The sequence below is a fragment of the Pseudomonas paraversuta genome (genome assembly GCF_904067025.1).
Lineage (GTDB): Bacteria > Pseudomonadota > Gammaproteobacteria > Pseudomonadales > Pseudomonadaceae > Aquipseudomonas > Aquipseudomonas paraversuta.
In genome coordinates this window covers 3,899,470-3,923,960 of record NZ_CAJFDA010000001.1, presented here as the reverse complement: position 1 = coordinate 3,923,960, position 24,491 = coordinate 3,899,470, and the positions used below count along the sequence as shown (strand labels likewise).

The 24,491-nt window shown below is 59.3% G+C and carries 23 protein-coding genes; 19 read left to right on the top strand and 4 right to left on the bottom strand.

The window, feature by feature from the left end:
- Positions 1-40: 40 nt before the first annotated feature.
- Positions 41-463 (top strand): response regulator, encoded by a 423-nt coding sequence (locus JQ848_RS17815; RefSeq protein WP_232286842.1) that lies wholly within the window; start codon positions 41-43, stop codon positions 461-463.
- Between the two features lie 262 nt (positions 464-725).
- On the opposite strand, the gene JQ848_RS17810 is transcribed toward JQ848_RS17815, so the two are convergent.
- Together JQ848_RS17810 and JQ848_RS17805 are read right to left on the bottom strand one after the other, a co-directional pair.
- Entirely contained in the window at positions 726-1,508 is a 783-nt protein-coding gene (locus JQ848_RS17810) for a TIGR02285 family protein (protein ID WP_161717984.1), read from the bottom strand.
- A 38-nt stretch (positions 1,509-1,546) separates the two neighbouring features.
- Positions 1,547-2,746, bottom strand: a complete 1,200-nt coding sequence (locus JQ848_RS17805; RefSeq protein ID WP_003440296.1) for a CaiB/BaiF CoA transferase family protein — start codon at positions 2,744-2,746, stop codon at positions 1,547-1,549.
- Between the two features lie 172 nt (positions 2,747-2,918).
- Between JQ848_RS17805 and JQ848_RS17800 the strand changes: the two genes are divergently transcribed.
- The 18 genes from JQ848_RS17800 to JQ848_RS17715 all read left to right on the top strand — a co-directional run bounded on the left by JQ848_RS17800 (position 2,919) and on the right by JQ848_RS17715 (position 23,016).
- Positions 2,919-3,461 (top strand): YaeQ family protein, encoded by a 543-nt coding sequence (locus JQ848_RS17800; protein WP_003440298.1) that lies wholly within the window; start codon positions 2,919-2,921, stop codon positions 3,459-3,461.
- Positions 3,462-3,639: 178 nt separating this feature from the next.
- Positions 3,640-5,349: a single-stranded-DNA-specific exonuclease RecJ gene (gene recJ, locus JQ848_RS17795; RefSeq protein ID WP_003440300.1), complete on the top strand. Its 1,710-nt coding sequence runs from the start codon at positions 3,640-3,642 to the stop codon at positions 5,347-5,349.
- A gap of 144 nt (positions 5,350-5,493) precedes the next feature.
- Positions 5,494-6,600 (top strand): NADH:flavin oxidoreductase/NADH oxidase, encoded by a 1,107-nt coding sequence (locus tag JQ848_RS17790; protein WP_003440303.1) that lies wholly within the window; start codon positions 5,494-5,496, stop codon positions 6,598-6,600.
- Positions 6,601-6,636: 36 nt separating this feature from the next.
- On the top strand, positions 6,637-7,356 hold the full coding sequence (locus JQ848_RS17785) for a tellurite resistance TerB family protein (protein WP_010655980.1): 720 nt from the start codon (positions 6,637-6,639) through the stop codon (positions 7,354-7,356).
- A 177-nt stretch (positions 7,357-7,533) separates the two neighbouring features.
- Positions 7,534-9,156, top strand: a complete 1,623-nt coding sequence (locus tag JQ848_RS17780; RefSeq protein WP_202210990.1) for a methyl-accepting chemotaxis protein — start codon at positions 7,534-7,536, stop codon at positions 9,154-9,156.
- Positions 9,156-9,671: a chemotaxis protein CheW gene (locus JQ848_RS17775; RefSeq protein ID WP_003440313.1), complete on the top strand. Its 516-nt coding sequence runs from the start codon at positions 9,156-9,158 to the stop codon at positions 9,669-9,671. The genes JQ848_RS17780 and JQ848_RS17775 overlap by 1 nt, the downstream gene beginning before the upstream one ends.
- Complete coding sequence (locus tag JQ848_RS17770) at positions 9,668-10,936, top strand: CheR family methyltransferase (protein WP_127196022.1); 1,269 nt, start codon at positions 9,668-9,670, stop codon at positions 10,934-10,936. Before JQ848_RS17775 ends, JQ848_RS17770 begins: the two co-directional genes overlap by 4 nt.
- Entirely contained in the window at positions 10,933-11,619 is a 687-nt protein-coding gene (locus JQ848_RS17765) for a chemotaxis protein CheW (protein ID WP_003440318.1), read from the top strand. The genes JQ848_RS17770 and JQ848_RS17765 overlap by 4 nt, the downstream gene beginning before the upstream one ends.
- Positions 11,616-13,904 (top strand): hybrid sensor histidine kinase/response regulator, encoded by a 2,289-nt coding sequence (locus JQ848_RS17760; protein WP_202210989.1) that lies wholly within the window; start codon positions 11,616-11,618, stop codon positions 13,902-13,904. Before JQ848_RS17765 ends, JQ848_RS17760 begins: the two co-directional genes overlap by 4 nt.
- Positions 13,901-14,911 (top strand): chemotaxis response regulator protein-glutamate methylesterase, encoded by a 1,011-nt coding sequence (gene cheB / locus JQ848_RS17755; RefSeq protein WP_003440321.1) that lies wholly within the window; start codon positions 13,901-13,903, stop codon positions 14,909-14,911. Before JQ848_RS17760 ends, cheB begins: the two co-directional genes overlap by 4 nt.
- A gap of 52 nt (positions 14,912-14,963) precedes the next feature.
- Positions 14,964-15,965, top strand: coding sequence for a response regulator (locus JQ848_RS17750; RefSeq protein ID WP_127196020.1), 1,002 nt, complete (start codon positions 14,964-14,966; stop codon positions 15,963-15,965).
- Positions 15,966-16,165: 200 nt separating this feature from the next.
- Positions 16,166-17,261, top strand: a protein-coding gene (gene prfB, locus JQ848_RS17745; protein WP_100917176.1) for a peptide chain release factor 2 whose coding sequence is annotated in 2 segments (ribosomal slippage) — positions 16,166-16,237 and positions 16,239-17,261 — 1,095 coding nt in all. Because the reading frame shifts where the segments join, the coding sequence is not laid out codon by codon here.
- A gap of 116 nt (positions 17,262-17,377) precedes the next feature.
- Positions 17,378-18,880 (top strand): lysine--tRNA ligase, encoded by a 1,503-nt coding sequence (gene lysS / locus JQ848_RS17740; RefSeq protein WP_003440329.1) that lies wholly within the window; start codon positions 17,378-17,380, stop codon positions 18,878-18,880.
- A 194-nt stretch (positions 18,881-19,074) separates the two neighbouring features.
- A complete protein-coding gene (locus tag JQ848_RS17735) occupies positions 19,075-19,791 on the top strand; it encodes a TetR/AcrR family transcriptional regulator (protein ID WP_003440331.1) in 717 nt (238 codons plus the stop codon).
- 12 nt (positions 19,792-19,803) lie between these two features.
- Complete coding sequence (locus JQ848_RS17730; protein ID WP_003440333.1) at positions 19,804-20,352, top strand: hypothetical protein; 549 nt, start codon at positions 19,804-19,806, stop codon at positions 20,350-20,352.
- 31 nt (positions 20,353-20,383) lie between these two features.
- On the top strand, positions 20,384-21,661 hold the full coding sequence (locus JQ848_RS17725) for a flavohemoglobin expression-modulating QEGLA motif protein (RefSeq protein ID WP_003440336.1): 1,278 nt from the start codon (positions 20,384-20,386) through the stop codon (positions 21,659-21,661).
- A gap of 126 nt (positions 21,662-21,787) precedes the next feature.
- A complete protein-coding gene (locus JQ848_RS17720) occupies positions 21,788-22,699 on the top strand; it encodes an alpha/beta hydrolase (RefSeq protein WP_127196019.1) in 912 nt (303 codons plus the stop codon).
- Positions 22,696-23,016, top strand: coding sequence for a hypothetical protein (locus JQ848_RS17715; RefSeq protein ID WP_010655975.1), 321 nt, complete (start codon positions 22,696-22,698; stop codon positions 23,014-23,016). Before JQ848_RS17720 ends, JQ848_RS17715 begins: the two co-directional genes overlap by 4 nt.
- 101 nt (positions 23,017-23,117) lie before the next feature.
- Here the strand turns inward: JQ848_RS17715 and JQ848_RS17710 are convergent, their stop codons facing one another.
- Positions 23,118-23,897 (bottom strand): lipotoxin F family OmpA-related protein LptF, encoded by a 780-nt coding sequence (locus tag JQ848_RS17710; protein ID WP_003440342.1) that lies wholly within the window; start codon positions 23,895-23,897, stop codon positions 23,118-23,120.
- A gap of 64 nt (positions 23,898-23,961) precedes the next feature.
- A complete protein-coding gene (locus JQ848_RS17705) occupies positions 23,962-24,375 on the bottom strand; it encodes a DUF4398 domain-containing protein (protein ID WP_003440344.1) in 414 nt (137 codons plus the stop codon).
- Positions 24,376-24,491: the final 116 nt, after the last annotated feature.

Here is a 24,491-nt window from a genome sequence, read left to right as displayed (position 1 = left end):
ATCCGCTCTAGAGTCGACTCCCCTGCGCCAAGTACGCGTTATGCTCCAAAGGCCCATGATGCGCTCCCTGAAAGTTTTGATTGTTGACGACAACCCTTTCCAGCTGATGTCGTTGCATCAGATGTTGAATGCCTATCACATATTCGATGTCCTGGCGGCTGACAACCTAGAGTCTGCCCGGGGCTCGCTGGCCAGGCGCGGGGCCATCGATGTGGCCATTTGTGATTTGTATCTGGAAGCCGCCGACGCACTGCAGCTGATCCATGAAATGTCCGCCAAACCTGAGGCGCCGGCACTGATTTTTGTCGGCGGGGCCGAGTCCCATGTCCTGGAAAGTGCGGTAAGCACAGCCCGCAAGGATGGTCTCAGGGTGTTGGGATATTTGCCCAAGCCGGTGACTGTAACCGGCTTGGGGCTTTTGCTGGACTCCTATCAGCAGAGCCGCGCAGTGGCCGGGGCTTGATAGTGCGAATTGATTGCATATGCCGGGGAACCTTTCCCGCAGGTGCTATGTCAGATTCAGCATCAACAGGATCAAGCTTATTGCTCCGATGCTTGTAGCCTGTTGAGTGGGTCTTCATGACCTTGTTAAATCCCGGGTTGTCTCCCCACTGCCCGGGATTTTTTTTGTGCTTTTTTTGTCATTGCCCCTGGCCGTCCCGGGGTTCTGGCAGTCGCCGGTGTGGCCGGCCCCGGGGCATATCCCCGCCGGGGCGGGCAGTCCCTCATGGCCGATCAGCCAGTATGGCGTTGACTCTGCGAATGACTTCGCGCCCTTCAGGGGTATTGGTACAGCCGATGTAAATGGGCTGGTAGGCGGGGGCACCGAGGATGCGGTAGAAAATCAGCGACTCAGGATTGAGCCCTTGTTGTCTTGCCTTGGATTGAATCTCCGGCCAATAGCCCAGCAGTGCCTGAACCCGGCCGGCACTCTGCATGTGCAGCAAACTGCCCAGGGGATCGTTGCCGTAGTGGATGAAGAGCTGGTGTTTGCGGCCCTGTGACACTTGAGCATCAATCCATGGTCCGTAGCTGCGCTTGGCGATGACGCCGAGCTTCAAGGTTTGAGCGTCGAGCATGGCCGTCAGGTCTACCGCCTTGTCGCGGACAAAGGGCTCAATCAGTTTTTGATCTTCGCGTCGAATCACCAGGCCATTGCCATGCAAGCCGATGACCGGGCTGGAATAGACAATTGAGTGGGCGCGCCTGGGGTTCCATACCAGTGCCGGGTCGCAGGCCAGCGAAGCTTCTTCGAGCATCCGAATGGCCCGGGCCCGATTGACCGGCAAGATGACGTGCTGATATTGCGGCATGCCTGTCATCAATGCGGGCATCAGCTGGTCAATGAGCCCCTGACCTTTTTGCGGGCCATCGCGCACCGTCAATGGCGGCAGATCGCGCATCAACCAGATGAGCTTTGGTGCCGCCAGAGTCTCTGGGGGCCAGGCAAGCAATGCCAGCGTGACCAGACCTGCGCAAATGCCGCGCCACTCTGAGTGCCGGGTCATGGTGCTGATCTTTTCCCGTAGCAACTAACAATCACCGGTCAAATGGCACCTGCCAGCTTGAGCTCAGCGATGGCTGCAGCGTCGTAGCCCAAACCGCTCAGCACTTCATGATTGTGTGCACCCAGCTCCGGGCCCACCCAGTCGGCGGAACCCGGGGTCTCGGATAGCCGCGGTACGATCCCCGGCATCTTGAAGTCTTTACCGTCAGGCAGTTTGGCTTGCAGAAACATTTCACGGGCCAGAAATTGCGGGTCGGTGAACATGTCTTCTGCCGAAAAAATGCGACTGGCCGGGACCTGGGCAGAGCTCAGTTGTTCGAGCACGGTCTGCAGCGGCAATGAGGCCACCCAGCGATCAATCACGCCGTACAGCTCGTCACGGCGGGCGTCGCGTCCGTCGTTGCCGGCAAGTTCAGGGTCATTGGCCAGGTCATCCCGGCCGATGATGAGCATGAACCGTTTGAAGATGGCATCGCCGTTGGCGCCAATTTGTACGTGCTTGCCGTCCTGGCTGGTGTGGATCGAGGAGGGGGTAATGCCGGGCATGATATTGCCGGTGCGCTCGCGAATAAAACCGAACACATCGAACTCGGGCACCATGCTTTCCATCATTGCGAAAATCGCCTCGTACAGTGCGACGTCAACCACTTGCCCCTGGCCGCCGTTAACCTCGCGATGACGCAACGCCATCAGGGCGCCAATCACACCCCACAGCGCGGCAATCGAGTCACCAATGGAAATGCCGGTACGTACCGGAGGGCGATCCTCAAAGCCGGTGATATACCGCAGCCCGCCCATGGATTCACCGACGGCACCAAACCCCGGCTGGTCTTTCATCGGCCCTGTCTGGCCAAAGCCCGAGAGGCGCACCATCACCAGCTTCGGGTTCAGGGCATGCAGTACATCCCAGCCCAGGCCGAGTTTTTCCAGAACCCCGGGGCGGAAGTTCTCGATCAGGATATCGGCGTCTGCCAGCAATGCCTTGAGCACGTTGAGGCCGTCAGGATGCTTGAGGTTCAAGGTCAGGGATTTTTTGTTGCGGGCCTGGACGAACCACCACAACGAGGTACCTTCGTACAGCTTGCGCCATTTGCGCAGCGGATCACCGCCGTCGGGGGATTCAACCTTGATCACCTGGGCGCCAAATTCGGCGCAGATGCGCGACGCAAAAGGCCCCGCTATCAGGGTACCCAGTTCGACGACTTTGAGGCCTGAAAGGGGTTTGGTGGCGAGTGGCATGGGTAGTCCTTGTCCAGGGCGAGCGAGTAGAGCCTTTTAACATAGGTGGCAGCACCTGTCTTATCTGTGCGTTTAGCCCTCTTGCACAAGCGTGCCCTTACAGTTGAATTGAGCGCAGGAGGGGGTGTATCGGTTAGACTTGGCGCCTTTCTCCGTATCAAGAAGCCCGTTCATGGCCCAGCCGTCCACGACTTACAAGTTTGAACTGAATCTCACCGATCTCGATCGCGGGGTGTATGAAAGCGTCAAGCAGACCATCGCCCGTCACCCGTCTGAAACTGAAGAACGCATGACCGTGCGTCTTCTGGCGTATGCCTTCTGGTACAACGAGCAGCTGGCTTTTGGTCGTGGTCTTTCGGATGTCGACGAGCCGGCACTGTGGGAAAAAAGCCTGGACGACCGCGTTCTGCACTGGATCGAAGTCGGCCAGCCCGATGCCGATCGTCTGACCTGGTGTTCGCGCCGTACTGAACGCACCAGTCTGCTGGCCTATGGCAGCCTGCGCGTTTGGGAAGGCAAAGTGATCCCGGCCATCAAGAACCTGAAGAACGTCAATATCGCGGCCGTTCCGCAAGAGATTCTTGAAGTCCTGGCCAAAGACATGCCGCGCGTTATCAAGTGGGACGTGATGATCAGCGAAGGCACGATTTTCGTGACCGACGATCGCGGCCAGCACGAAGTCCAGTTGCAGTGGCTGCAGGGCGATCGCGGTTAACAGAGCACATGAAAACTGCTGCGCTCGACAATACTGCGTTAAAGGCAGGCCCGGACTGCTCATTTTCACCCCGTAAACTGCGCGTCCTCGCCTGCTTTTGCCTTGTCTTGCCTTCGCTCGCGACGTTTTCAAGCGACCTGTACAAGTACATTTTTCAATAAGAGCCTCCATCCAGCTTATGCGCATCGAACCTCGTCCACTGCCCGAAATCCTGCCTTTTCTGGGCGAAATGCCGACATTGCTGACGCGTCTTTACGCCGCCCGTGGCGTGCAGTCGCAAGCGGAACTGGACAAGAGCCTGGCGCGGCTGATTCCGTATCAGCAGCTCAAGGGCATCGATGCCGCCGTGGATTTGCTGGTGGTGGCCCTTGAACAGCGCCAGCGCATCCTGATAGTCGGAGACTTTGACGCCGACGGCGCCACGGCCAGTACCGTCGGCATGCTCGGTTTGCGTCTGCTGGGCGCGGCCCATGTCGATTACCTGGTGCCTAACCGTTTCGAATATGGCTACGGCCTGACCCCGGAAATCGTCAAAGTCGCATTGACCCGCACGCCACAGTTGCTGATCACCGTCGACAACGGCATCTCCAGTATCGAGGGTGTGGCAGCGGCGAAAGAGGCCGGGTTGAGCGTTCTGGTCACCGACCACCACTTGCCGGGCAACGAGCTGCCGGCGGCTGATGCCATCGTCAATCCCAACCAGCCGGGCTGCGAGTTTCCGAGCAAGGCACTGGCGGGTGTCGGGGTGATCTTCTATGTGCTGATCGCTTTGCGTGCTCGCCTGAACAGTCTGGGCTGGTATCAAAACAGCAAGGCGCCAAACATTGCCGAGCTGCTGGACCTGGTGGCCCTGGGCAGCGTGGCGGACGTGGTGCCGCTGGACGCCAACAACCGGATTCTGGTGCATCAGGGGCTCGAACGCATTCGGGCCGGGCGTGCGCGGCCGGGGCTCAAGGCCATTCTTGAAGTGGCCAAGCGTGACCACTCGCGTATTACCTCCACCGATCTTGGATTTATTCTTGGGCCGCGCCTGAATGCCGCCGGTCGTCTGGACGACATGAGCCTGGGTATCGAATGCCTGCTCACCGACGACGCCAATGCCGCGCGGGAAATGGCCGCGCAGCTCGACGAAATGAACCAGGATCGCAAGTCCATTGAGCAAGGCATGCAGCGTGAAGCGCTGGCCCAACTCAAGGAGCTGCCGGTTGAAAGCATGCCGTTTGGTTTGTGCCTGTTCGATCCGGAGTGGCACCAGGGGGTGATCGGGATTCTGGCTTCGCGCCTCAAGGAGCGTTACTTCCGCCCGACGTTCGCGTTTGCCGATGCGGGTGACGGCATGCTCAAGGGCTCCGGTCGTTCGGTGGCGGGCTTTCATATCCGCGATGCGCTCAGCGTGGTGGCTGCCCAGCACCCGGACCTGATCAGTAAATACGGCGGCCACGCTATGGCCGCAGGCCTGACCCTGCCCGAAGCGAACTTCGCGGTGTTTTCCCGTGCGTTCGATGCCGAAGTGCGGCGTCAACTGCGTGAAGAAGACCTGACGGGGCGATTGATGTCGGACGGCAGTCTGGCGGTAGAAGAGTTCCATCTGGAACTGGCGCGGGCCCTGCGCAATGCCGGGCCATGGGGGCAGCACTTCCCCGAGCCGCTGTTTCATGGGGTGTTTCAGTTGGTGGAGCAGCGAATTGTCGGGGAGCGCCACTTGAAAGTGGTGCTCAAAACCGAGTGCGGCAGCGTCAAGCTGGACGGCATTGCCTTCGGAGTTGACCGCGAAGTGTGGCCGAATCCGACCATTCGCTGGGTTGAACTGGCCTATAAACTCGACCTCAACGAATTTCGCGGCAACGAAACCGTACAACTGATGATTGCCCACATCGAACCGCGTTAACCCCGGCGCTCAACCCTTGCGGGAGCTGGCAAGCCAGCTCCCGCAATCTGTACAAAAGATGAACCCCACCTCTTGCAGGGTTGTCGACTAGGCTCTAGGTACGCTTGTTCCCTGGAGCCTGCCCACTGTCATTAGAGGTGACCCATGAGTCTGCTGCTAGAGCCCTATACCCTGCGTCAACTGACCCTTCTCAACCGCATTGCGGTCTCGCCAATGTGTCAATACTCCAGCGTTGACGGGCTGGCCAATGACTGGCATCTGGTGCATCTGGGCAGCCGTGCTGTTGGCGGCGCCGGTCTGGTTTTTACTGAAGCTGTGGCGGTAACCCCTGACGGGCGTATCACCGCGCAGGACCTTGGCTTGTGGAACGACGAACAGATCGAGCCCCTGCAGCGCATTACCCGCTTTATCCGGGCCCAGGGTGCCGTGGCCGGTATTCAGCTGGCCCATGCCGGGCGCAAGGCCAGCACCTATCGTCCCTGGCTGGGCAAGCAGGGCAGCGTCAAAGTGGAAGAGGGCGGCTGGGTGCCGGTCGGTCCTTCGCCCATAGCCTTTGACCCGCGGCACACTGCCCCGACCCAGCTCGACGAAGCCCAGATCAACGACCTGATTCAAGCCTTTGTCGATGCCGCCAGGCGGGCACTTGTGGCTGGTTTCTCGGTGGTTGAAATTCACGCTGCCCATGGCTACCTGCTGCATCAATTCCTGTCCCCGCTGAGCAATCAACGGCGCGACCAGTACGGTGGCTCCTTCGACAACCGTATTCGCCTGGTGCTGCAAGTCACCAAGGCCGTACGTGACATCTGGCCTGAAGAGCTGCCGCTGTTTGTCCGGGTATCGGCGACCGACTGGGTGGAAGATGGCTGGAACCCGGACGAAACCGTGGAGCTGGCGCTGCGCCTCAAAGCGCTGGGGGTCGATCTGGTGGATGTGTCTTCGGGGGGCACCGCCGCCAATGCCGAGATTCCGGTCGGGCCGGGGTATCAAACCCGTTTTGCCGAGCGTGTACGCAAAGAGGCAGGCATCGCCACCGGCACTGTAGGCATGATTACCGAGCCGGCTCAGGCAGAACATATTCTGCGTACCGGTCAGGCCGATTTGATCCTGCTGGCCCGCGAGCTATTGCGTGACCCCTACTGGCCGCTGCACGCCGACGATGATCTGGGCGGCCAGAAGGCGATTTGGCCAGCCCAGTACCAGCGTGCCACTCACCGCGACCAACCGATACACGAGTCGGATCTGCGCGACTGAGATTCTCCCCTGCCACCCATTTACGAGAGGTGTTTAATGAATACGCGTGGATTGCTCGATCAGTTGCTCAAGTCCGGTCAACAGATGTTGCAGAATAAAACCGCGGGGCAAAGCACCCCCTCCGGCTCAGACAAAGGTGGACTGGGCGGCCTGCTGGGAGGCTCCGGCGGGTTGGGCGGGTTGCTTTCAGGTGCCGGTGGCGGTGCGCTGGCGGCAGGCGTGCTGGGGATGTTGCTGGGCAACAAGAGTGCCCGCAAATATGGCGGGCAGGCCCTGAGCTATGGCGGTCTGGCCGCGTTGGGGGTACTGGCCTACAAAGCCTACGGCAACTGGCAGGCCAACCAGGGTACAGCGCCGCAAACAGAACCGCAGACGATCGACCGGGTAGCGCCCCAGCAGGTAGAGCAACACAGCCAGGCGATTCTCAAGGCGCTGGTTGCAGCGGCCAAAGCTGATGGTCATATCGACGAACGTGAGCGCCAGCTGATTGATGGCGAGTTCAGCAAGCTGGACGGTGACCCGGCCCTGCAGCAATGGCTGAAAACCGAAATTGACAAGCCACTGGACCCGGCTGAAGTGGCGAGTGCTGCCAGCACCCCGGAAATCGCTGCCGAAATGTACATCGCCAGCCTGCTGCTGGTGGATGAAGAGAGCTTTATGGAAAAGGCCTATCTGCAAGAACTGGCCAAGCAACTCAAGCTCGATCCGGGCCTGAAGGCTGAGCTGGAGTCCCAGGTTAAACAGGCGGCGGAGTAACCCTTTACTGCAGGAGCGGGCATTTTCAAATGCCGGACAGCTCGCGATCAAGCTCGCTCCTGCAGCTTTATGAATATTTTTGCAGATTGCTGTGAGATCAGTCTCAGCGCCCATACGAATCCTCGCGTACCCTCGGCTATACTCCCCATCATTTGAATGGCTCCCCGAGGATTGACTGTGAAGAACTGGACGTTGCGCCAACGCATTTTGGCGAGCTTTGCGGTAATCATCGCCATCATGTTGTTGATGGTCGTCGCGGCTTATTCTCGCCTGCTTTCAATCGAAAGCAGCGAAGAGACAGTCCGGGCCGACTCGATTCCCGGGGTCTATTACAGCTCGATGATTCGCAGTGCCTGGGTGGACAGTTACGTCTTGACCCTGCAACTGGTGGGCTCGTCCGACCAGCGCGACCTGAACAATGAAGACCGCAAACTGTACGCCAGCTACGAAGAACGCCTGAAGCTTGAGCTGGAGAACTATCGCGGCACCATTTTCGATAAAAACGATCGCGCCGCGTTCGATGAGTTTGAGCGGCTGCATCAGCAATACGCGCAGATTCTGGCGAACGTGCTTGAGCTGTACCAGGCCAAGCAATTCGCCCAGGCCCATACCATGGTCACCGAGCAATTGGCGCCGGCCTGGATGGCTGGACGCAAACAGCTCAACAGCGTAATTGACGCCAATCGCTCCTCGGCTTCCGAAGCCACCGAAAACATTGCTCATTCAGTCATGACCGCCAAAGTCAGCATGCTGGTCTCGCTGCTGATTGCCGTACTCGCCGCCGCCCTCTGCGGCTATCTGTTGCTACAAGCGATCATGTCGCCCATGAAACGTATTGTTTCGATTCTGGAAGTGATGCGTTCCGGTGACCTGAGTTCGCGCCTGAACCTGGAGCGTAAAGACGAGTTCGGCGCGGTAGAAACCGGCTTCAACGACATGATGACCGAGCTGACCTCTTTGGTGTCACAAGCCCAGCGCTCCTCGGTACAGGTCACCACCTCGGTCACCGAAATTGCCGCGACCTCCAAGCAGCAACAAGCCACCGCGACTGAAACTGCGGCCACCACCACGGAAATTGGCGCGACTTCCCGCGAAATCGCAGCCACTTCCCGTGATCTGGTACGCACCATGACCGAAGTCACCTCGGCTGCCGATCAGGCGTCGATCCTGGCCGGCTCCGGGCAGCAGGGTCTGGCGCGCATGGAAGAAACCATGCATCAGGTCATGGGCGCCGCCGATCTGGTCAACGCCAAACTGGCGATCCTTAACGAGAAGGCCGGCAACATTAACCAGGTGGTAGTGACCATCGTTAAAGTGGCCGACCAGACCAACCTGTTGTCTCTGAACGCTGCCATCGAAGCAGAGAAGGCCGGTGAGTATGGCCGTGGCTTCGCCGTGGTCGCCACTGAAGTCCGCCGCTTGGCCGATCAGACCGCCGTGGCCACTTACGATATCGAACAGATGGTGCGCGAGATTCAGTCAGCGGTCTCGGCTGGCGTAATGGGCATGGACAAATTTTCGGAAGAAGTCCGCCGCGGCATGTTCGAAGTGACCCAGGTGGGTGAGCAGCTATCGCAGATCATCCATCAGGTTCAAGCGTTGGCCCCGCGGGTGCTGATGGTCAATGAGGGCATGCAGGCCCAGGCCACAGGCGCGGAGCAGATCAACCTTGCACTGGTACAACTGGGGGATGCCAGCAGCCAGACCGTCGAGTCTCTGCGTCAGGCCAGCTTTGCGATCGATGAGCTCAGCCAGGTTGCCGTCGGGCTGCGCAGCGGCGTTTCGCGTTTTAAAGTCTGATGAGCGATCCTCGGGCCAAATCCAGCGGTGGGGGAGCGCCGAACAATCGCCTGTTCCTGGTGTTTCATATCGGCGATGAACGTTATGCCTTGCCGGCCACCGATGTGGTCGAAGTGCTGCCGCTTCTCCCGCTAAAACCTATTGCCCATGCCCCGGCATGGGTGGCTGGCGTGTTTACCCATCGCGGGCAGGTGGTGCCGGTGATCGATATCAGCGCCATGACGTTCGGCCAGGCCGCTGTGGCCCGCACCAGCACCCGGCTGGTGCTGGTCAACTATCGCGGGCAAGTACTGGGTTTGATGCTTGAGCAGGCCAGCGACACGTTGCGCTGCAACCCCGCGGACTTTCAGCCCTATGGCCTGGATAACCGCGATGCGCCGTATCTGGGCCCCGTGCGCAGTGACCAGCATGGGCTTGTGCAATGGATCAGTATCGATGAACTGCTGAGCCCGGCGGTTTCTGCGCTGATCTTCGCCGCGCACCCGGATGACACCGGCCCACAGGTGTACCCATGAATGCCGATCAGCGGTTTTTCGATTTTTTGAAGAAATGCATCGGTCTGGATGTGGCTTCAGTAGGTCCGGCCATCATCGAACGTGCTGTTCGTCAGCGCTGCATGGCGTTGAACATGCTTGACCATGATGATTACTGGCAGCGTTTGATCAGCTCCCAGGATGAACAGCAAGCCCTGATCGAATCGGTGATCGTGCCCGAAACCTGGTTCTTCCGTTACCCCGAATCATTTTCCACCCTGGGGCGCCTGGCCAGAAAGCGCCTGGCCGAAATCGGCAGTCGCCGGACCCTGCGTATCTTGAGCCTGCCCTGTTCAACCGGTGAAGAGCCCTATTCGATTGCAATGGCGCTGTTTGATGCCGGTTTTGCCGCGTATCAATTCAAGGTGGACGCGCTGGATGTCAGCCCGCTTTCGGTGCAGCGGGCTCAGTCTGCGCGGTACGGAAAAAACTCATTTCGCGGGCAGCAAACGGATTTCCGTGAGCGCTATTTCAGCCTTGTGGACGACGCTTATCAACTGTCGAGCAGGGTCTGCGAGCAGGTCAGTTTTCACGTCGGTAACTTGCTGGACCCGGCCCTGCTGGCCAGTTACCCACCCTATGATTTTGTGTTTTGTCGCAACCTGCTGATCTATTTCGACCTTAAAACCCAGCAGCAGGCACTGGATGTGCTCAAGCAATTGACCCGTACCGATGGCGTGCTGTTTATCGGTCCGGCCGAGGGCAGCCTGCTGGGCCGGATGGGCATGCGCTCGATCGGTGCGCCGCAGTCGTTTGCTTTTTGCCATAGCCACGAGCCATTACCCGCGGCCCGCCCGGTGCTGGCCGAATTCAAGCCGCTGGTCCGTCCGCAACCGCCAGCGGCGCCACCGGTCATCCGGCCATTTGCCCCGCGCCCCCAGTCCTTGGCCCCGCGCCAAACGGACTCGCAGGCTGCTGAGCCCAAGGCCCTGCTTGAACAAATTGCGCTGCTGGCCAATGCCGGCAAGAGCAGCGAGGCCCGTGCTGCCTGCGAGCAATTACTGCAATTGCATGGCCCGCAGGCCCAGGGCTATTACTGGCTGGGTTTGCTCAGTGACGTCCAGGGCCAGACGGCCCAGGCCCAGGGGTTTTATCGCAAGGCGTTGTACCTGGAGCCCCAGCATGCAGAAGCCCTGGCACACCTGGCGGCCTTGCTGGCCTCACAGGGTGATGTAACAGGCGCTCAACGCTTGCAGGAGCGCGCGGCCCGTAATGAGCGATCCGTTCACAGTGAGCGTAAACAATGAGCGGTTTAACAGCCCAGAACTTGATCCACTCCGAAGCGCAGGACATTGATGACTGCTGGAACCGTATCGGCATCTTCGGCGATAAATCCTGTGCGCTGCTGGCTGAACATATCCATTGTCGTAACTGCTCGGTGTATTCGGCTGCGGCCACCCGCTTGCTGGACCGCTACTCGTTTGAGCAGGAACATGTGGCCCAATACTCCCCCCGGGAGCTTGAGCGAAAAGTGGCGACCCGCTCGCTGATGATCTTTCGTCTGGGGGATGAATGGCTGGGACTGGCGACGCGCTATCTGGATGAAGTGGCCCCGCTGCAGTCGATCCATTCACTGCCGCACCAGCGTTCACGTGCGCTGTTGGGGGTCGCCAATGTGCGCGGCGCCCTGGTGCCCTGTTTGTCCCTGGTCGAGCTACTGGGCCTGGACCCGACATTGGCGGGGCCGGCATCGCTGCGGATCATGCCGCGCATGCTGATCCTGGCCGCACAAGGCGGGGCAGTGGTATTGCCAGTGGATGAAGTGGATGGCATCCACAACATTGAAGAGTCTGTTTTGAATGGCGCGTCACTCTCGGGCGAGCAGGCCAGTGCCAAGTACACCCGTGGCGTATTGCTATGGAAAACCCGCAGCCTGCGCTTGCTGGACGAAGAGCAATTACTGGGCGCGATCGCCCGGAGCCTGACATGACCCCCGAGCAAATGCGTGACGCCTCGTTGCTTGAGTTGTTCAGTCTTGAGGCCGAGGCCCAGACCCAGGTCCTGAATGCCGGCCTGTTGGCGCTGGAGCGTAACCCGACTCAGGCCGACCAGCTCGAAGCCTGCATGCGCGCGGCCCACTCCCTCAAGGGGGCGGCGAGAATTGTCGGCGTGGATGCCGGGGTCAGCGTTTCCCATGTCATGGAGGATTGCCTGGTCAGTGCCCAGGAAGGCCGTCTGTACCTGCAGCCCGAGCATATTGATGCCTTGTTGCAGGGCACTGACTTGTTGATGCGTATTGCCACACCAGGCAGTGCCAATGTCGGCCCGGCCGACATTGATGCCTATGTCGGGCTGATGAACCGCTTGCTTGATGGCGGCGACAGCCATGTCTCGGTGGCGCCCCCGGCGTTCGACGTGTCGCAGCTGTTGCTGCCCCCGGAGCCGGCCGTGCCTGTGGTTGAGCTGGCGCTGGAGGCTGACACCGCTCCGGAGCCTGGTCTTCGGTCCCGGCGCCGTACTGATACTGGCGAACGGGTGTTGCGGGTCACCGCCGAGCGGCTCAACAGTTTGCTCGATCTGTCCAGCAAGTCATTGGTCGAAACCCAGCGGCTCAAGCCCTATCTGGTGACGTTGCAGCGCCTCAAACGCATGCAAAACAGCGGTCTGAAAGCATTGGACTACCTGCGCGACCAGCTCAAAGTGCTGGATCTGAGCCATGAAGCGCAAGAGGCCTTGACTGATGCGCGGCGGATACTGGCTGAGTCCCAGCATTTGCTGAGTGAACAGACTGCCGAACTCGACGAATTTGGCTGGCAGGCCGGCCAGCGCGCGCAATCGCTGTACGACACCGCGCTGGCGTGCCGCATGCGGCCATTTGCCGATGTGCTGGTCGGTCAGGAGCGCATGGTCCGTGATTTGGGGCGCGCCCTGGGCAAACAGATCCGCCTTGAAATCGATGGCGAGAAAACCCAGGTCGACCGTGATGTACTGGAAAAACTCGAAGCGCCGCTCATCCATTTGCTGCGCAATGCCGTCGATCACGGGATTGAAACGCCGGAACAGCGGCTGCTGGCCGGCAAACCTGCCGAAGGCCTGATTCGTTTGCGCATCTCCCATCAGGCGGGTTTGCTGGCGCTGCAGTTGAGTGATGACGGCGCGGGTGTTGATCTTGAACGTTTACGCCAGACCATCGTCGAGCGCCAGTTGTCGACGGCTTCCACCGTGGCACAGCTGAGCGAAGAGGAACTGCTGGCCTTTCTCTTTCTGCCGGGCTTCAGCCTGCGCGACACCGTGACCGAAGTCTCCGGACGCGGCGTCGGGCTGGATGCGGTGCAACACATGGTGCGCCTGCTGCGGGGCGCAATCGTCCTGGAGCAGACTTCGGGGCAGGGCAGTCGTTTCAGTCTGGAAGTGCCGCTGACCCTGTCCGTGGTACGCAGCCTGGTGGTTGAAGTGGCCGACGAAGCCTATGCCTTTCCACTGGCGCACATCGAGCGCATGCGCGACTTGATGCCCGATGAAATCGTGCAGCTCGAAGGTCGCCAGCATTTCTGGCACGAAGGGCAGCACGTGGGGCTGGTGGCTGCCAGCCAGCTGTTGCAGCGCCCTCCAAGCCAGAGCGAGGATGAAACCCTCAAGGTGGTGGTCATTCGCGAGCGTGATGTGGTGTATGGCGTGGCCGTCGAGCGTTTTATCGGTGAGCGCACGCTGGTGGTACTGCCCCTCGATCCGCGCCTGGGCAAGGTGCAGGATATTTCGGCCGGAGCCTTGCTCGACGACGGGTCTGCGGTACTGATTGTGGATGTCGAAGACATGCTGCGATCTGTGGACAAACTGCTCAATACCGGGCGTCTGGAGCGAATTGACCGGCGTAACCGCCACGCCGCGCAACTGACCCGCAAACGCATTCTGGTGGTGGATGACTCGCTGACGGTACGCGAGTTGCAGCGCAAACTGCTGATCAACCGGGGCTACGAAGTGGCCGTGGCCGTTGATGGCATGGACGGCTGGAACGCCTTGCGGGCCGAGCACTTCGATTTATTGATCACCGACATCGATATGCCGCGCATGGATGGCATCGAACTGGTCACGCTGTTACGACGTGACAACCGTTTGCAATCAATGCCGGTGATGGTGGTTTCGTATAAAGATCGGGAAGAGGACCGCCGGCGCGGACTGGATGCCGGGGCCGACTATTATCTAGCGAAAGCCAGTTTCCATGACGATGCTCTGCTTGATGCAGTGGTTGAGCTCATTGGAGGAGCTCAACCATGAAAATTGCCATCGTTAACGACATGCCCATGGCAGTTGAAGCCTTGCGCCGGGCGCTGGCTTACGAGCCTGCCCATCAAGTGCTCTGGGTGGCCGCCAACGGCCTGGAAGCCGTGCAACGCTGTGCCGAGAACACCCCGGACCTGATCCTGATGGACCTGATCATGCCGGTGATGGACGGCGTCGAGGCTACGCGGCGGATCATGGCTGAAACCCCGTGCGCCATCGTCATAGTGACGGTTGACCGTGAACAGAATGTCCATCGCGTGTTCGAGGCCATGGGCTTTGGCGCGATGGATGTAGTGGACACTCCCGTGCTGGGAGGAAGTAACCCCAGGGAAGCGGCCGCGCCCTTGCTGCGCAAGATCCTCAATATTGGCTGGTTGATCGGGCAAAGTGAAAAAAGCGTCACCCCGGTTTCTGCCCAGCCCCGGATCTCGGGTTTTCGGGGCGGGCTGGTGGCTATCGGTTCGTCGGCAGGCGGCCCGGCCGCCCTCGAAAGCCTGCTCAAGGGGCTACCGAGGAACTTTGCGGCGGCCATTGTGCTGGTCCAGCATGTTGATCAAGTCTTTGCGGCCGGGATGGCCGAGTGGTTGAGCAGCTCGTGCGGTCTGGACGTGCGCCTGGCGCGACACGGTGAGACGCCACAGGCGGGGACGGCTCTGCTGGCCGGGACCAACCACCACATCCGGTTGTTGAAGAACGGCACCCTGGCCTATACCGCCGAGCCGGTAAACGAGATTTATCGGCCCTCGATCGATGTATTTTTTGAAAGTGTTGCCAGGCACTGGCATGGTGATGCGGTGGGTGTTTTGTTGACCGGCATGGGGCGTGACGGGGCTCAAGGGCTCAAACTCATGCGCCAGCAAGGTTTTCTCACCATCGCCCAGGATCAACTGAGCAGTTCGGTGTATGGCATGCCCAAAGCGGCAGCCGCCATCGATGCCGCGGTTGAAATTCGCCCCTTGGACATGATTGCGCCACGCTTGCTGGAGATATTTGCCAAATGACTGGTAAAACCCCGCTGGACTGGCTTGAAGGTGGTAATTCAGGTGAACGCGCATGAGTGACTTGCAGTTGGACGACGTTAAAACTGACGAAAACTCAGCCATGGTGTTGTTGGTAGACGATCAGGCGATGATCGGCGAAGCCGTACGTCGCGGGCTGGCGCTGGAGCAGAACATAGATTTCCATTTCTGTGCCGATCCCCATCAGGCCATTGCCCAGGCGATCCGCATCAAGCCGACGGTGATCCTGCAGGATCTGGTCATGCCGGGGCTTGATGGCTTGACCCTGGTGCGCGAATACCGCAACCACCCGGCCACGCAGAATATCCCGATTATCGTGCTTTCCACCAAAGAAGACCCGTTGATCAAAAGTGCGGCCTTCGCGGCCGGGGCCAATGACTATCTGGTGAAACTGCCCGATAACATTGAGCTGGTGGCCCGTATTCGCTACCACTCGCGCTCTTACATGACGTTGTTGCAACGTGATGCTGCATACCGGGCGTTGCGGGTCAGTCAGCAGCAATTGCTGGATACCAATCTGGTATTGCAGCGGCTGATGAACTCCGACGGCCTGACCGGGCTGTCCAATCGCCGGCATTTCGATGAATACCTGGAGCTGGAGTGGCGCCGCGCCTTGCGTGAGCAGACCCAGCTGTCCTTGTTGATGATCGACGTCGACTATTTCAAGTCCTATAACGATAGCTTCGGTCATCTGGATGGCGACGAAGCATTGCGCAAAGTGGCCGCGGCCATTCGCGATGCCAGTAGCCGTCCTTCCGACTTGCCGGCCCGCTATGGGGGTGAAGAGTTTGCCATTGTGTTGCCCAACACCTCCCAGGGCGGTGCCCGGCTGGTGGCGGAAAAACTGCGCCAGGCGGTGCAGGGGCTAAAAATCCCGCATATATCGCCTGCTCCCGGCAGCAGCCTGACCATCAGCATTGGTCTGGCGACCCTTACCCCGCAGCAGGGCGGCACCTGCCGTGAGCTGATTTCCGCAGCGGACAAAGGGCTGTACCTGGCCAAGAACAACGGTCGTAACCAGGTAGGAATCTCGTAGCCGCTGCCGCAGGCTGCCAAGGGTTGCGTAGCAACCCGTTTCCTTGAGGCCCCCCGCGGCCTCGTCGCAGCCCGACAGCGACTACAGATGATCCAGAGCTGAATTCATCGAGCCTTAACCCCGCCAGACGGGCTGCTGATACGGGCTGTTTCCGGTATACTCCCCGGCTTTGTAAAAATCGCCTACGAGTGCCGCCAGCCATGGAAATCAACCCGATCCTTAACAGCATCAAGGACCTGTCAGAGCGCTCCGAAACTATTCGGGGGTATCTTTGACTACGATCAAAAGCATGAGCGTCTGACCGAAGTCAATCGCGAGCTTGAAGATCCGAGTGTCTGGAACAACCCTTCGTACGCCCAGGAGCTGGGGCGCGAGCGCTCCCTGCTGGCGCAGATCGTTGAAACCCTCGATGAGATGCACACAGGTCTGGCCGATGCCAAAGACTTGCTGCTGATGTCCGCCGAGGAAGAAGATCAGGCCGCTGTCGATGACGTTGCCGCAGAAGTCGAGCGTCTGCGCGAAGCCCTTGAAAAACTCGAATTCCGCCGCATGTTCAGTGGTGAGATGGACGCCAACAACGCTTACCTGGACATTCAGGCAGGCTCTGGCGGTACCGAAGCGCAAGACTGGGCCAATATCCTGTTGCGGATGTATTTGCGCTGGGCCGACAAGCGCGGCTTCGATGCCACCATCATGGAACTGTCTGCCGGTGAAGTGGCCGGGATCAAAGGCGCAACTGTACACATCAAGGGCGAATACGCATTTGGTTGGTTGCGCACCGAGATTGGCGTCCATCGTCTGGTCCGTAAAAGCCCCTACGATTCGGGCAACCGTCGTCATACCTCGTTCTCGGCCGTATTCGTATCGCCGGAAATCGACGACAACATCGAAATCGACATCAACCCGTCAGACCTGCGGATCGATACCTATCGTTCCTCCGGTGCCGGTGGTCAGCACGTAAACACCACCGACTCGGCCGTTCGTATTACCCACGTTCCGAGCAACACCGTGGTGTGCTGCCAGAACGAACGATCCCAGCATGCGAACAAAGACACCGCGATGAAAATGTTGCGGGCGCGTCTTTACGAGCAGGAAGTGCAGAAGCGTAATGCTGCCTCCCAGGCCCTGGAAGATACCAAGTCGGATATCGGCTGGGGACACCAGATCCGCTCGTACGTACTCGACGCCTCGCGGATCAAGGATTTGCGTACCAACATCGAGCGCAGCGATTGCGACAAGGTACTCGACGGCGATATCGACGAATACCTGATTGCCAGCCTGAAACAAGGGCTGTAAGTCGCGCAACAACACGTAAAGTGCGCAGCCGGTGCGATGCCTTCAAGGCGCGCCAAAGCCCGCTTCCCCCTGTCGCAAGGCGGGGGCAACGAACCTGTGATGGAATTTTTTAAGACATGAGCGACCAACAACTCGACCCGCAAGACCTGCAACAGGAAGAAAATACCCTGATCGCCCTGCGCAAGGAAAAACTTGCAGCCGAGCGCGCCAAGGGCAATGCCTTCCCGAATGACTTCCGTCGCGACAACTACTGCGCCGATCTGCAGAAGAAGTACGCCGACAAGACCAAGGAAGAGCTGGCTGAAGCCGGTATTCCGGTCAAGGTTGCCGGTCGCATCATGCTTAACCGTGGCTCGTTCATGGTGATCCAGGACATGACCGGGCGCATCCAGGTCTACGTCAACCGCAAGACCCTGCCGGAAGAAACCCTGGCCGCCGTGAAGACCTGGGACCTGGGCGACATCATTGCCGCCGAAGGCACCCTGGCCCGTTCCGGCAAAGGCGACCTGTACGTTGAAATGACCAATGTGCGCCTGCTGACCAAATCCCTGCGCCCGCTGCCGGACAAGCACCACGGTCTGACCGACACCGAGCAGCGCTACCGCCAGCGTTACGTTGACCTGATCGTCAACGAAGAAGTGCGCCACACCTTCCGTGTGCGTTCCCAGGTGATTGCGCACATTCGCAGCTTCCTGATGCAGCGCGACTTCCTTGAAGTGGAAACGCCGATGCTGCAAACCATCCCGGGTGGTGCAGCGGCCAAGCCGTTCGAGACCCATCACAACGCTCTGGACATGGACATGTTCCTGCGCATCGCGCCTGAACTGTTCCTCAAGCGTCTGGTGGTTGGCGGTTTTGAAAAAGTGTTCGAGATCAACCGCAACTTCCGTAACGAAGGTGTCTCGACTCGTCACAACCCAGAATTCACCATGCTGGAGTTCTACCAGGCTTACGCCGATTACGAAGACAACATGGACCTGACCGAAGAGCTGTTCCGTGAACTGGCTCAGCTGGTTCTCGGGACTACCGACGTGCCGTACGGCGACAAGGTGTTCCACTTCGGCGAGCCGTTCGTGCGTCTGTCGGTGTTCGACTCGATTCTCAAGTACAACCCCGAGCTGACCGCCGATGACCTGAACGACATCGACAAGGCTCGCGCCATTGCCAAGAAAGCCGGGGCCAAGGTGCTGGGCTTTGAAGGTCTGGGCAAGCTGCAGGTAATGATTTTCGAAGAGCTGGTCGAGCACAAGCTGGAACAGCCGCACTTCATTACCCAGTACCCGTTCGAAGTGTCGCCGCTGGCCCGTCGTAACGACGACAACCCGAACGTGACTGACCGTTTTGAACTGTTTATCGGTGGCCGTGAAATCGCCAACGCTTACTCCGAGCTCAACGATGCAGAAGACCAGGCCGAGCGCTTCATGGCCCAGGTAGCTGACAAGGACGCGGGCGATGACGAAGCCATGCACTACGACGCCGACTTCGTACGCGCACTGGAATACGGCATGCCGCCGACTGCCGGTGAAGGTATCGGCATTGACCGTCTGGTGATGCTGTTGACCAACTCACCGTCGATTCGCGATGTCATCCTGTTCCCGCACATGCGGCCACAGGCGTAACGCTAGAAAATAAAAAGCCGCCGACTGAGGCGGCTTTTTATTGCCTGACACCCGGTGATGCGCCGATTCTGGGAGCTGGCTTGCCAGCGATGCAGGGAACATGGTGTTTAGTTGATGTAATCGCCGGCAAACCGGCCTCCACAGCCATCCAGTCTCGTCAGTGGCACCATTGTCTTCAACACAAGGAGTCTTTCGTGAACCTAGCCAGGGCTCAAGAAGGGGCGGCGCATGTCGCTACGGCGGTAGCCGAAAGTGTTCAGTATCAAGGGCGCAAGGCCAGTCGCCACGGCAGTGAGCAGCGCCGCCAGCAGATTCTCGATGCGGCCATGCGCATTGTTGTGCGTGACGGCGTGCGTGGCGTGCGGCACCGGGCGGTTGCGGCTGAAGCAGGGGTGCCGTTGTCGGCGACCACCTATTACTTCAAAGACATCGATGACCTGCTTAATGACACCTTCGCCCAATATGTCGAACGCAGCGCAGCCTTTATGGCCAAGCTGTGGCTGAGCACTGAAGGCCAACTGCGTGAACTGGTGGCCTATGGCGATGGCAGCCCGCAATCGCGCGCGCAACTGGCCGATGAAATCGCCCGCATGGCCGCCCACTATATCCAGCACCAGTTGCTTACCCGTCGCGAGCACCTCATGGCGGAACAGGCTTTCCTCCAGGCGGCGTTGCTCAACCCGCGCCTGGCGGTTCTGGTCAGGGCTCATCAACAGATTTTATGGCAGGGTACGTGCCAGATATTACAGGTACTGGGCTCGAAACAACCGCAGCAGGACGCCAATGTCTTGACGGCGATAATCGGTCGGATGGAATATCAGGACCTGCTTAACGGTGCGCAGCCAGAGGCCGATGCTGGCCGACTCGCTACTCTCACGCGTTACATGCACTTGGTACTGGCCGCTCTATAGAAGGATGCAGGCATGAAAGCTTGGCGCGTAATGCTTATGGCACTGTCGTTTTTAATGTTGAACGGTTGTCTGGTGACCTTTAACGAGGCACCGCTGGTGGCCGAGACAGCGCCCCGGCAGCTGCTGGGAAAATGGGTCAGCAAGGATGCCTGGGGGCAGGCGCGCAACCTGTTGATCAGCGCCATCGACAAACAACACTATCAGGCAGTGGTCTACCCCGCGGGTGAGCCCAAGGCCCAGGAACGCTACAGGTTCATCGTCGCTCGTCATGGCAGCCGCTGGTACGCATCGGCCGCGCTGCCGGCAAAGCTGGGTGGCCACTACACACTGAGCGGTTTTGAACTGACCGACAGCAATGAACTGGTGGTCTACGATCTTGATCTGGACCAGATCAAACAGGCCATTGGCCAGTCGGCGTTGAGCGGTGACGCCATCGAAACTGCCGAGGGCCCCGGCGCATTGATCAACAGCCCGTCGGCCAAGGTCTTTGCCTACCTGGATGATCCGGCCAACTCCGACGTATTCGTGGAAGCTGCCCGCTATCAACGTGTGGTCAAGTAACCCAACATTCAGCCCATTCAAGGAGCACCGGGTGGACGACTACCAGCGCACGATTCGCACATTGTCAGACCGTATCGTACTGGCGCAAACACCGATCCGCGTACTGGATGCGGTGAAGTGGGACGACAGCATCCGTCAGGGTTTCTTCAAGGCCAAGGGCAAGGAAATGCCGGCGGTCAATCGCGACTATTACCTGGGGCGGCCGCTGTCCTTTGATTCCGGGGCGGTAAAGCTGGAGTTCCAGAACATCGAGCGCGATATCACCCGCCAGCTGGGGCAATTCAACCCGGTCGGGCAGATCATGCGCCGCATGTGCAAAGAGTACCGCATGGTGGTGCGCATGCTCGAAGCCCGTGGCACTGAAGACTTCGGGCTGATTTCCCAGGAACTGTACGGGGCTGCGTCCGACGCCTTCCATGCCGGCGACCCGACGCTGGCCGATCTGGGGCTGATGATGTCCGATTACCTGGACAACATCGACGGGCGCGGCGACCTCAAGGACGAAGCCAAGACCCTGACCGCCAAAGATGCCGTGGGCCTGCTGCAAAGTCGCTTGAACAAGGTGTTTGGCGAGGCCGAGGAAACGATCCGGGTATTTGAGTCCGACGGTATTGTTGCGGACGCTGCGGCGGGGGCGGATTACATCAAGATTCGCGCCGACGCGATGTTCAACGAGCGCGACGTGCGGGCGCTGGAGGTGCATGAGGGGCTGGTGCATGTGGGCACTACACTCAACGGGCAGAACCAGCCGATATGCACCTTCCTCGCCAAAGGCCCGCCATCCTCGACGGTGACCCAGGAAGGCCTGGCGATCTTGATGGAAATCATCACCTTTGCCTCCTACCCGAGCCGCCTGCGCAAACTGACCAATCGCACCCGCGCTATCCATATGGTGGAAGAGGGCGCCGACTTCATGCAGGTTTACGAGTTCTTCCGTGAGCAAGGCTTTGAAATGTCGCAAAGCTATGGCAATGCCAGTCGGGTTTTTCGCGGCTCGGTGCCAAATGGCCTGCCATTTACCAAAGACTTGTCCTACCTCAAGGGCTTCATCATGGTTTACAACTACATTCAGCTGGCCGTGCGTAAAGGCAAGCTGGAGCAAGTACCGTTGTTATTCTGTGGCAAGACCACCCTGGAAGACATGCGAACCCTGCGCCAACTGGTGGATGAAGGCCTGGTGGTAGCGCCCAAGTACCTGCCCGAACAGTTCCGTGACATGAACGCACTGGCGGCCTGGATGTGCTTCTCCAACTTCCTCAACCATCTGAGCCTGGACCGGATTGAAGCGGATTACTCCAACATTCTGTAACCCTTGAACAGCCGGTAGTCGCTGACCCAGGCTGCGAAGGAGTGCGAAGCAATCCGTTACTCTGAAAACCATACGCACGGACCTCATCGCAGCCTTGGGCAGCGACTACAAATGGTGACTTGTTAGATGAAAATCCTGGCTGCCCTCTGCCTGCTGTTGACCCTCAGCGGATGCAGCTCATTGCTGTTCTACCCCGAACCCGGCCAGCCGATTACGCCAACTGCCGCGGGTTTGAAATATCGTGATGTAACCCTCACCGCCGCCGATGGCACGCGCCTGCATGGCTGGTGGCTGCCCGCCAAAGCCGGGGTGCCGCTAAAGGGGACGGTGCTGCATCTGCATGGAAATGGCGGCAACTTGGCCTATCACCTGGGCGCCACTGCCTGGATGCCCGAGCAGGGTTATCAGGTGTTGATGCTCGATTATCGTGGCTACGGCCTGTCCGCGGGCGAGCCCGGTTTGCCTGCGATCTATCAGGACATCGACGCCGCTTTCGAGTGGTTGCAGCAACAACCCGAAACCCGGGATCAGCCACTGATCGTGCTGGGGCAAAGCCTGGGCGGGGCGATGGGTGTGCATTACCTGAGCCGGCACCCTGAGCAGCGGGCCCGGATCAAGGCCATGGTGCTCGATGGCGTACCGGCCAGCTATCGTGAAGTGGGGCAATTTGCCTTGAGCACTTCGTGGCTGACCTGGCCCCTGCAAGTCCCTTTGTCATGGCTGGTGCCCGACGCAGACAGCGCCGTGTATGCCATGCCGGAAATGGGCGGGGTACCGATGCTGATCTTCCACAGCATGGACGACCCGATCGTGCCGCTTTCCAATGGTCTGCGACTGTATCAAGCTGCGCCCCCGCCCAAGGTGTTGCAACTGACGCGCGGCGGCCATGTACAGACGTTTGCCGACCCGACCTGGCGTCAAGTGATGCTGCGTTACCTGGATGACCCGCAACACTTCAATGGCGTACGGCGCTTGGGCGAAATCCCCAATTACCCCGCCTCACCCGATTCGATTAATGCTGCAGAGAGCCCGCAATGAGTGAAGAACGCAACGCCATCCCCCTGATCATTACCGGTATTTGCACCATCATCGGCACCGTGGGAGCCCTGTGGTACTACGGTTACCTGCACTTTGCCAAACCAGAAGACGCACTGCTGCTCAGCGACTTCACCATGCTCAAGACTATCCCCGGGGAGGACTACAAGGTGTCCCTGACGCCGGCCAATCAGGTGGCGCAGTGCATCGATGGCATCGTCGTACTGTTCGACACCGAGCAAAAAGGTCTGACCGGGGTGCTGGTCAACAACAAGAAACAAGCGGTGCACTGTCTGGTCCAGAAGGCCCCGCAACCCTAAGAGCGAACGCAGGAACAGCCCGCGCCTGCAGGATTGCAGTTGCTCACAAAAAAGCCCCGCCTGATTGCTCAGGCGGGGCTTTTTATTGCGCGCTTACAGACTTACTTCATCGACGAGCGCGGAGCTACCGGCTGGTTGTCGTTGGAGATGGTCACTTCAACCCGGCGGTTCTGGGCACGGCCCGAGTTGCTGTTGTTGTCAGCCACCGGATATTCCTTGCCGTAGCCCTGGGCGACGATGCGCGTAGGATCTACCCCGGCACGCACCAGCGCCGCCTTGACGGCGTTGGCACGACGTTCAGACAGGTTCTGGTTGTACGAAGCCGAACCCTTGCTGTCGGTATAACCTTCAACAATCACCTTGCGGTCCGGGTTTTTGATCAGGTAGTTGGACAGTGTGGTAATGCTGTCACGGCTGTTGGGCTTGAGGCTTGCCTTGTCGAAATCAAACAGCACGTCACCGAAGGTCACCAGAGTGCCGCGTTCGGTCTGCTTGGCGTTCATGCCTTGCAGTTGCTTGATCTGCGCATCACGGGCGTCCAGCAGTGCTTGAGAACGGGCCGCTGCGGAGTTGTTCAACTGGTTTTCAGCAGTACGCAACGCGATGGTCTGCTTGGCCACTTCAACCCGCTGGTTGGTCAGGTAGGCCAGCTGGTCCACTTTGCTGTCATCCTCTTTGTCCATGTAGGCCTTTTGCGCCTTGTCCAGCCATTCGCTGGCATCCTTGGTTTCCAGCGCGGCTACCTTGGTGGCTTGCGGGTTGGCCTGCAGGGCCGAGAAATTGGTCTGGGCATTTTCCAGGTTGACGTTCGGCTGGTGGGAGCATGCAGCCAGGCCAACGCTTAGAGCCAGCAGGGCGGGGATCAGTACTTGATTACGCATAATGTTTGTCCTTTATATCGATTAGGAATGCTGTGTCTGGGCCAGAGGCAAAAAGGGGCAGCGCTTATTGAACGCTGCGCATACCTTCCTGACGCAGTTCCTGGACGGCTTTCTGAGCATCCTGTACGGCCTTCTCGGCTTTTGCGGCCTGGGCTTTGCGCTCTGCTACGCGGGCATCCCATTCCGCTTGTTCAGACAGACGACGGGCGTCTTTGTAGTTCTTGTCATGCATGGCCATCTCGGCCTGCTTGAGCTTGTCCTGTGCCGACTTCATTTCTACCGGAGCGTATTCAGTGCCACCAGCGCTTACGGCGTTGTTGACCGCTGCCTGGGTCACTGCGTACTGCTCCGACGGAGGATTGCCAGCGCAACCGGCCAGAACGAAGCTGGCACCGAGTGCCAGCGCGGCCAGTTTTAGCCCGCGCAGGCGAGGCGAGTTGGTTTTGACAGTGCGGGTCATCATGGTCTTCGACTCCATTGGGAAGCTCCTTATAAAAATCAAGTTCCATCACGACTAAGGCGTCACACGGGAGTGTTGGAACACAGGTGCAAGAGGTGATGGTTATTGGCTGTGACCCGAACGATTTTTGAATA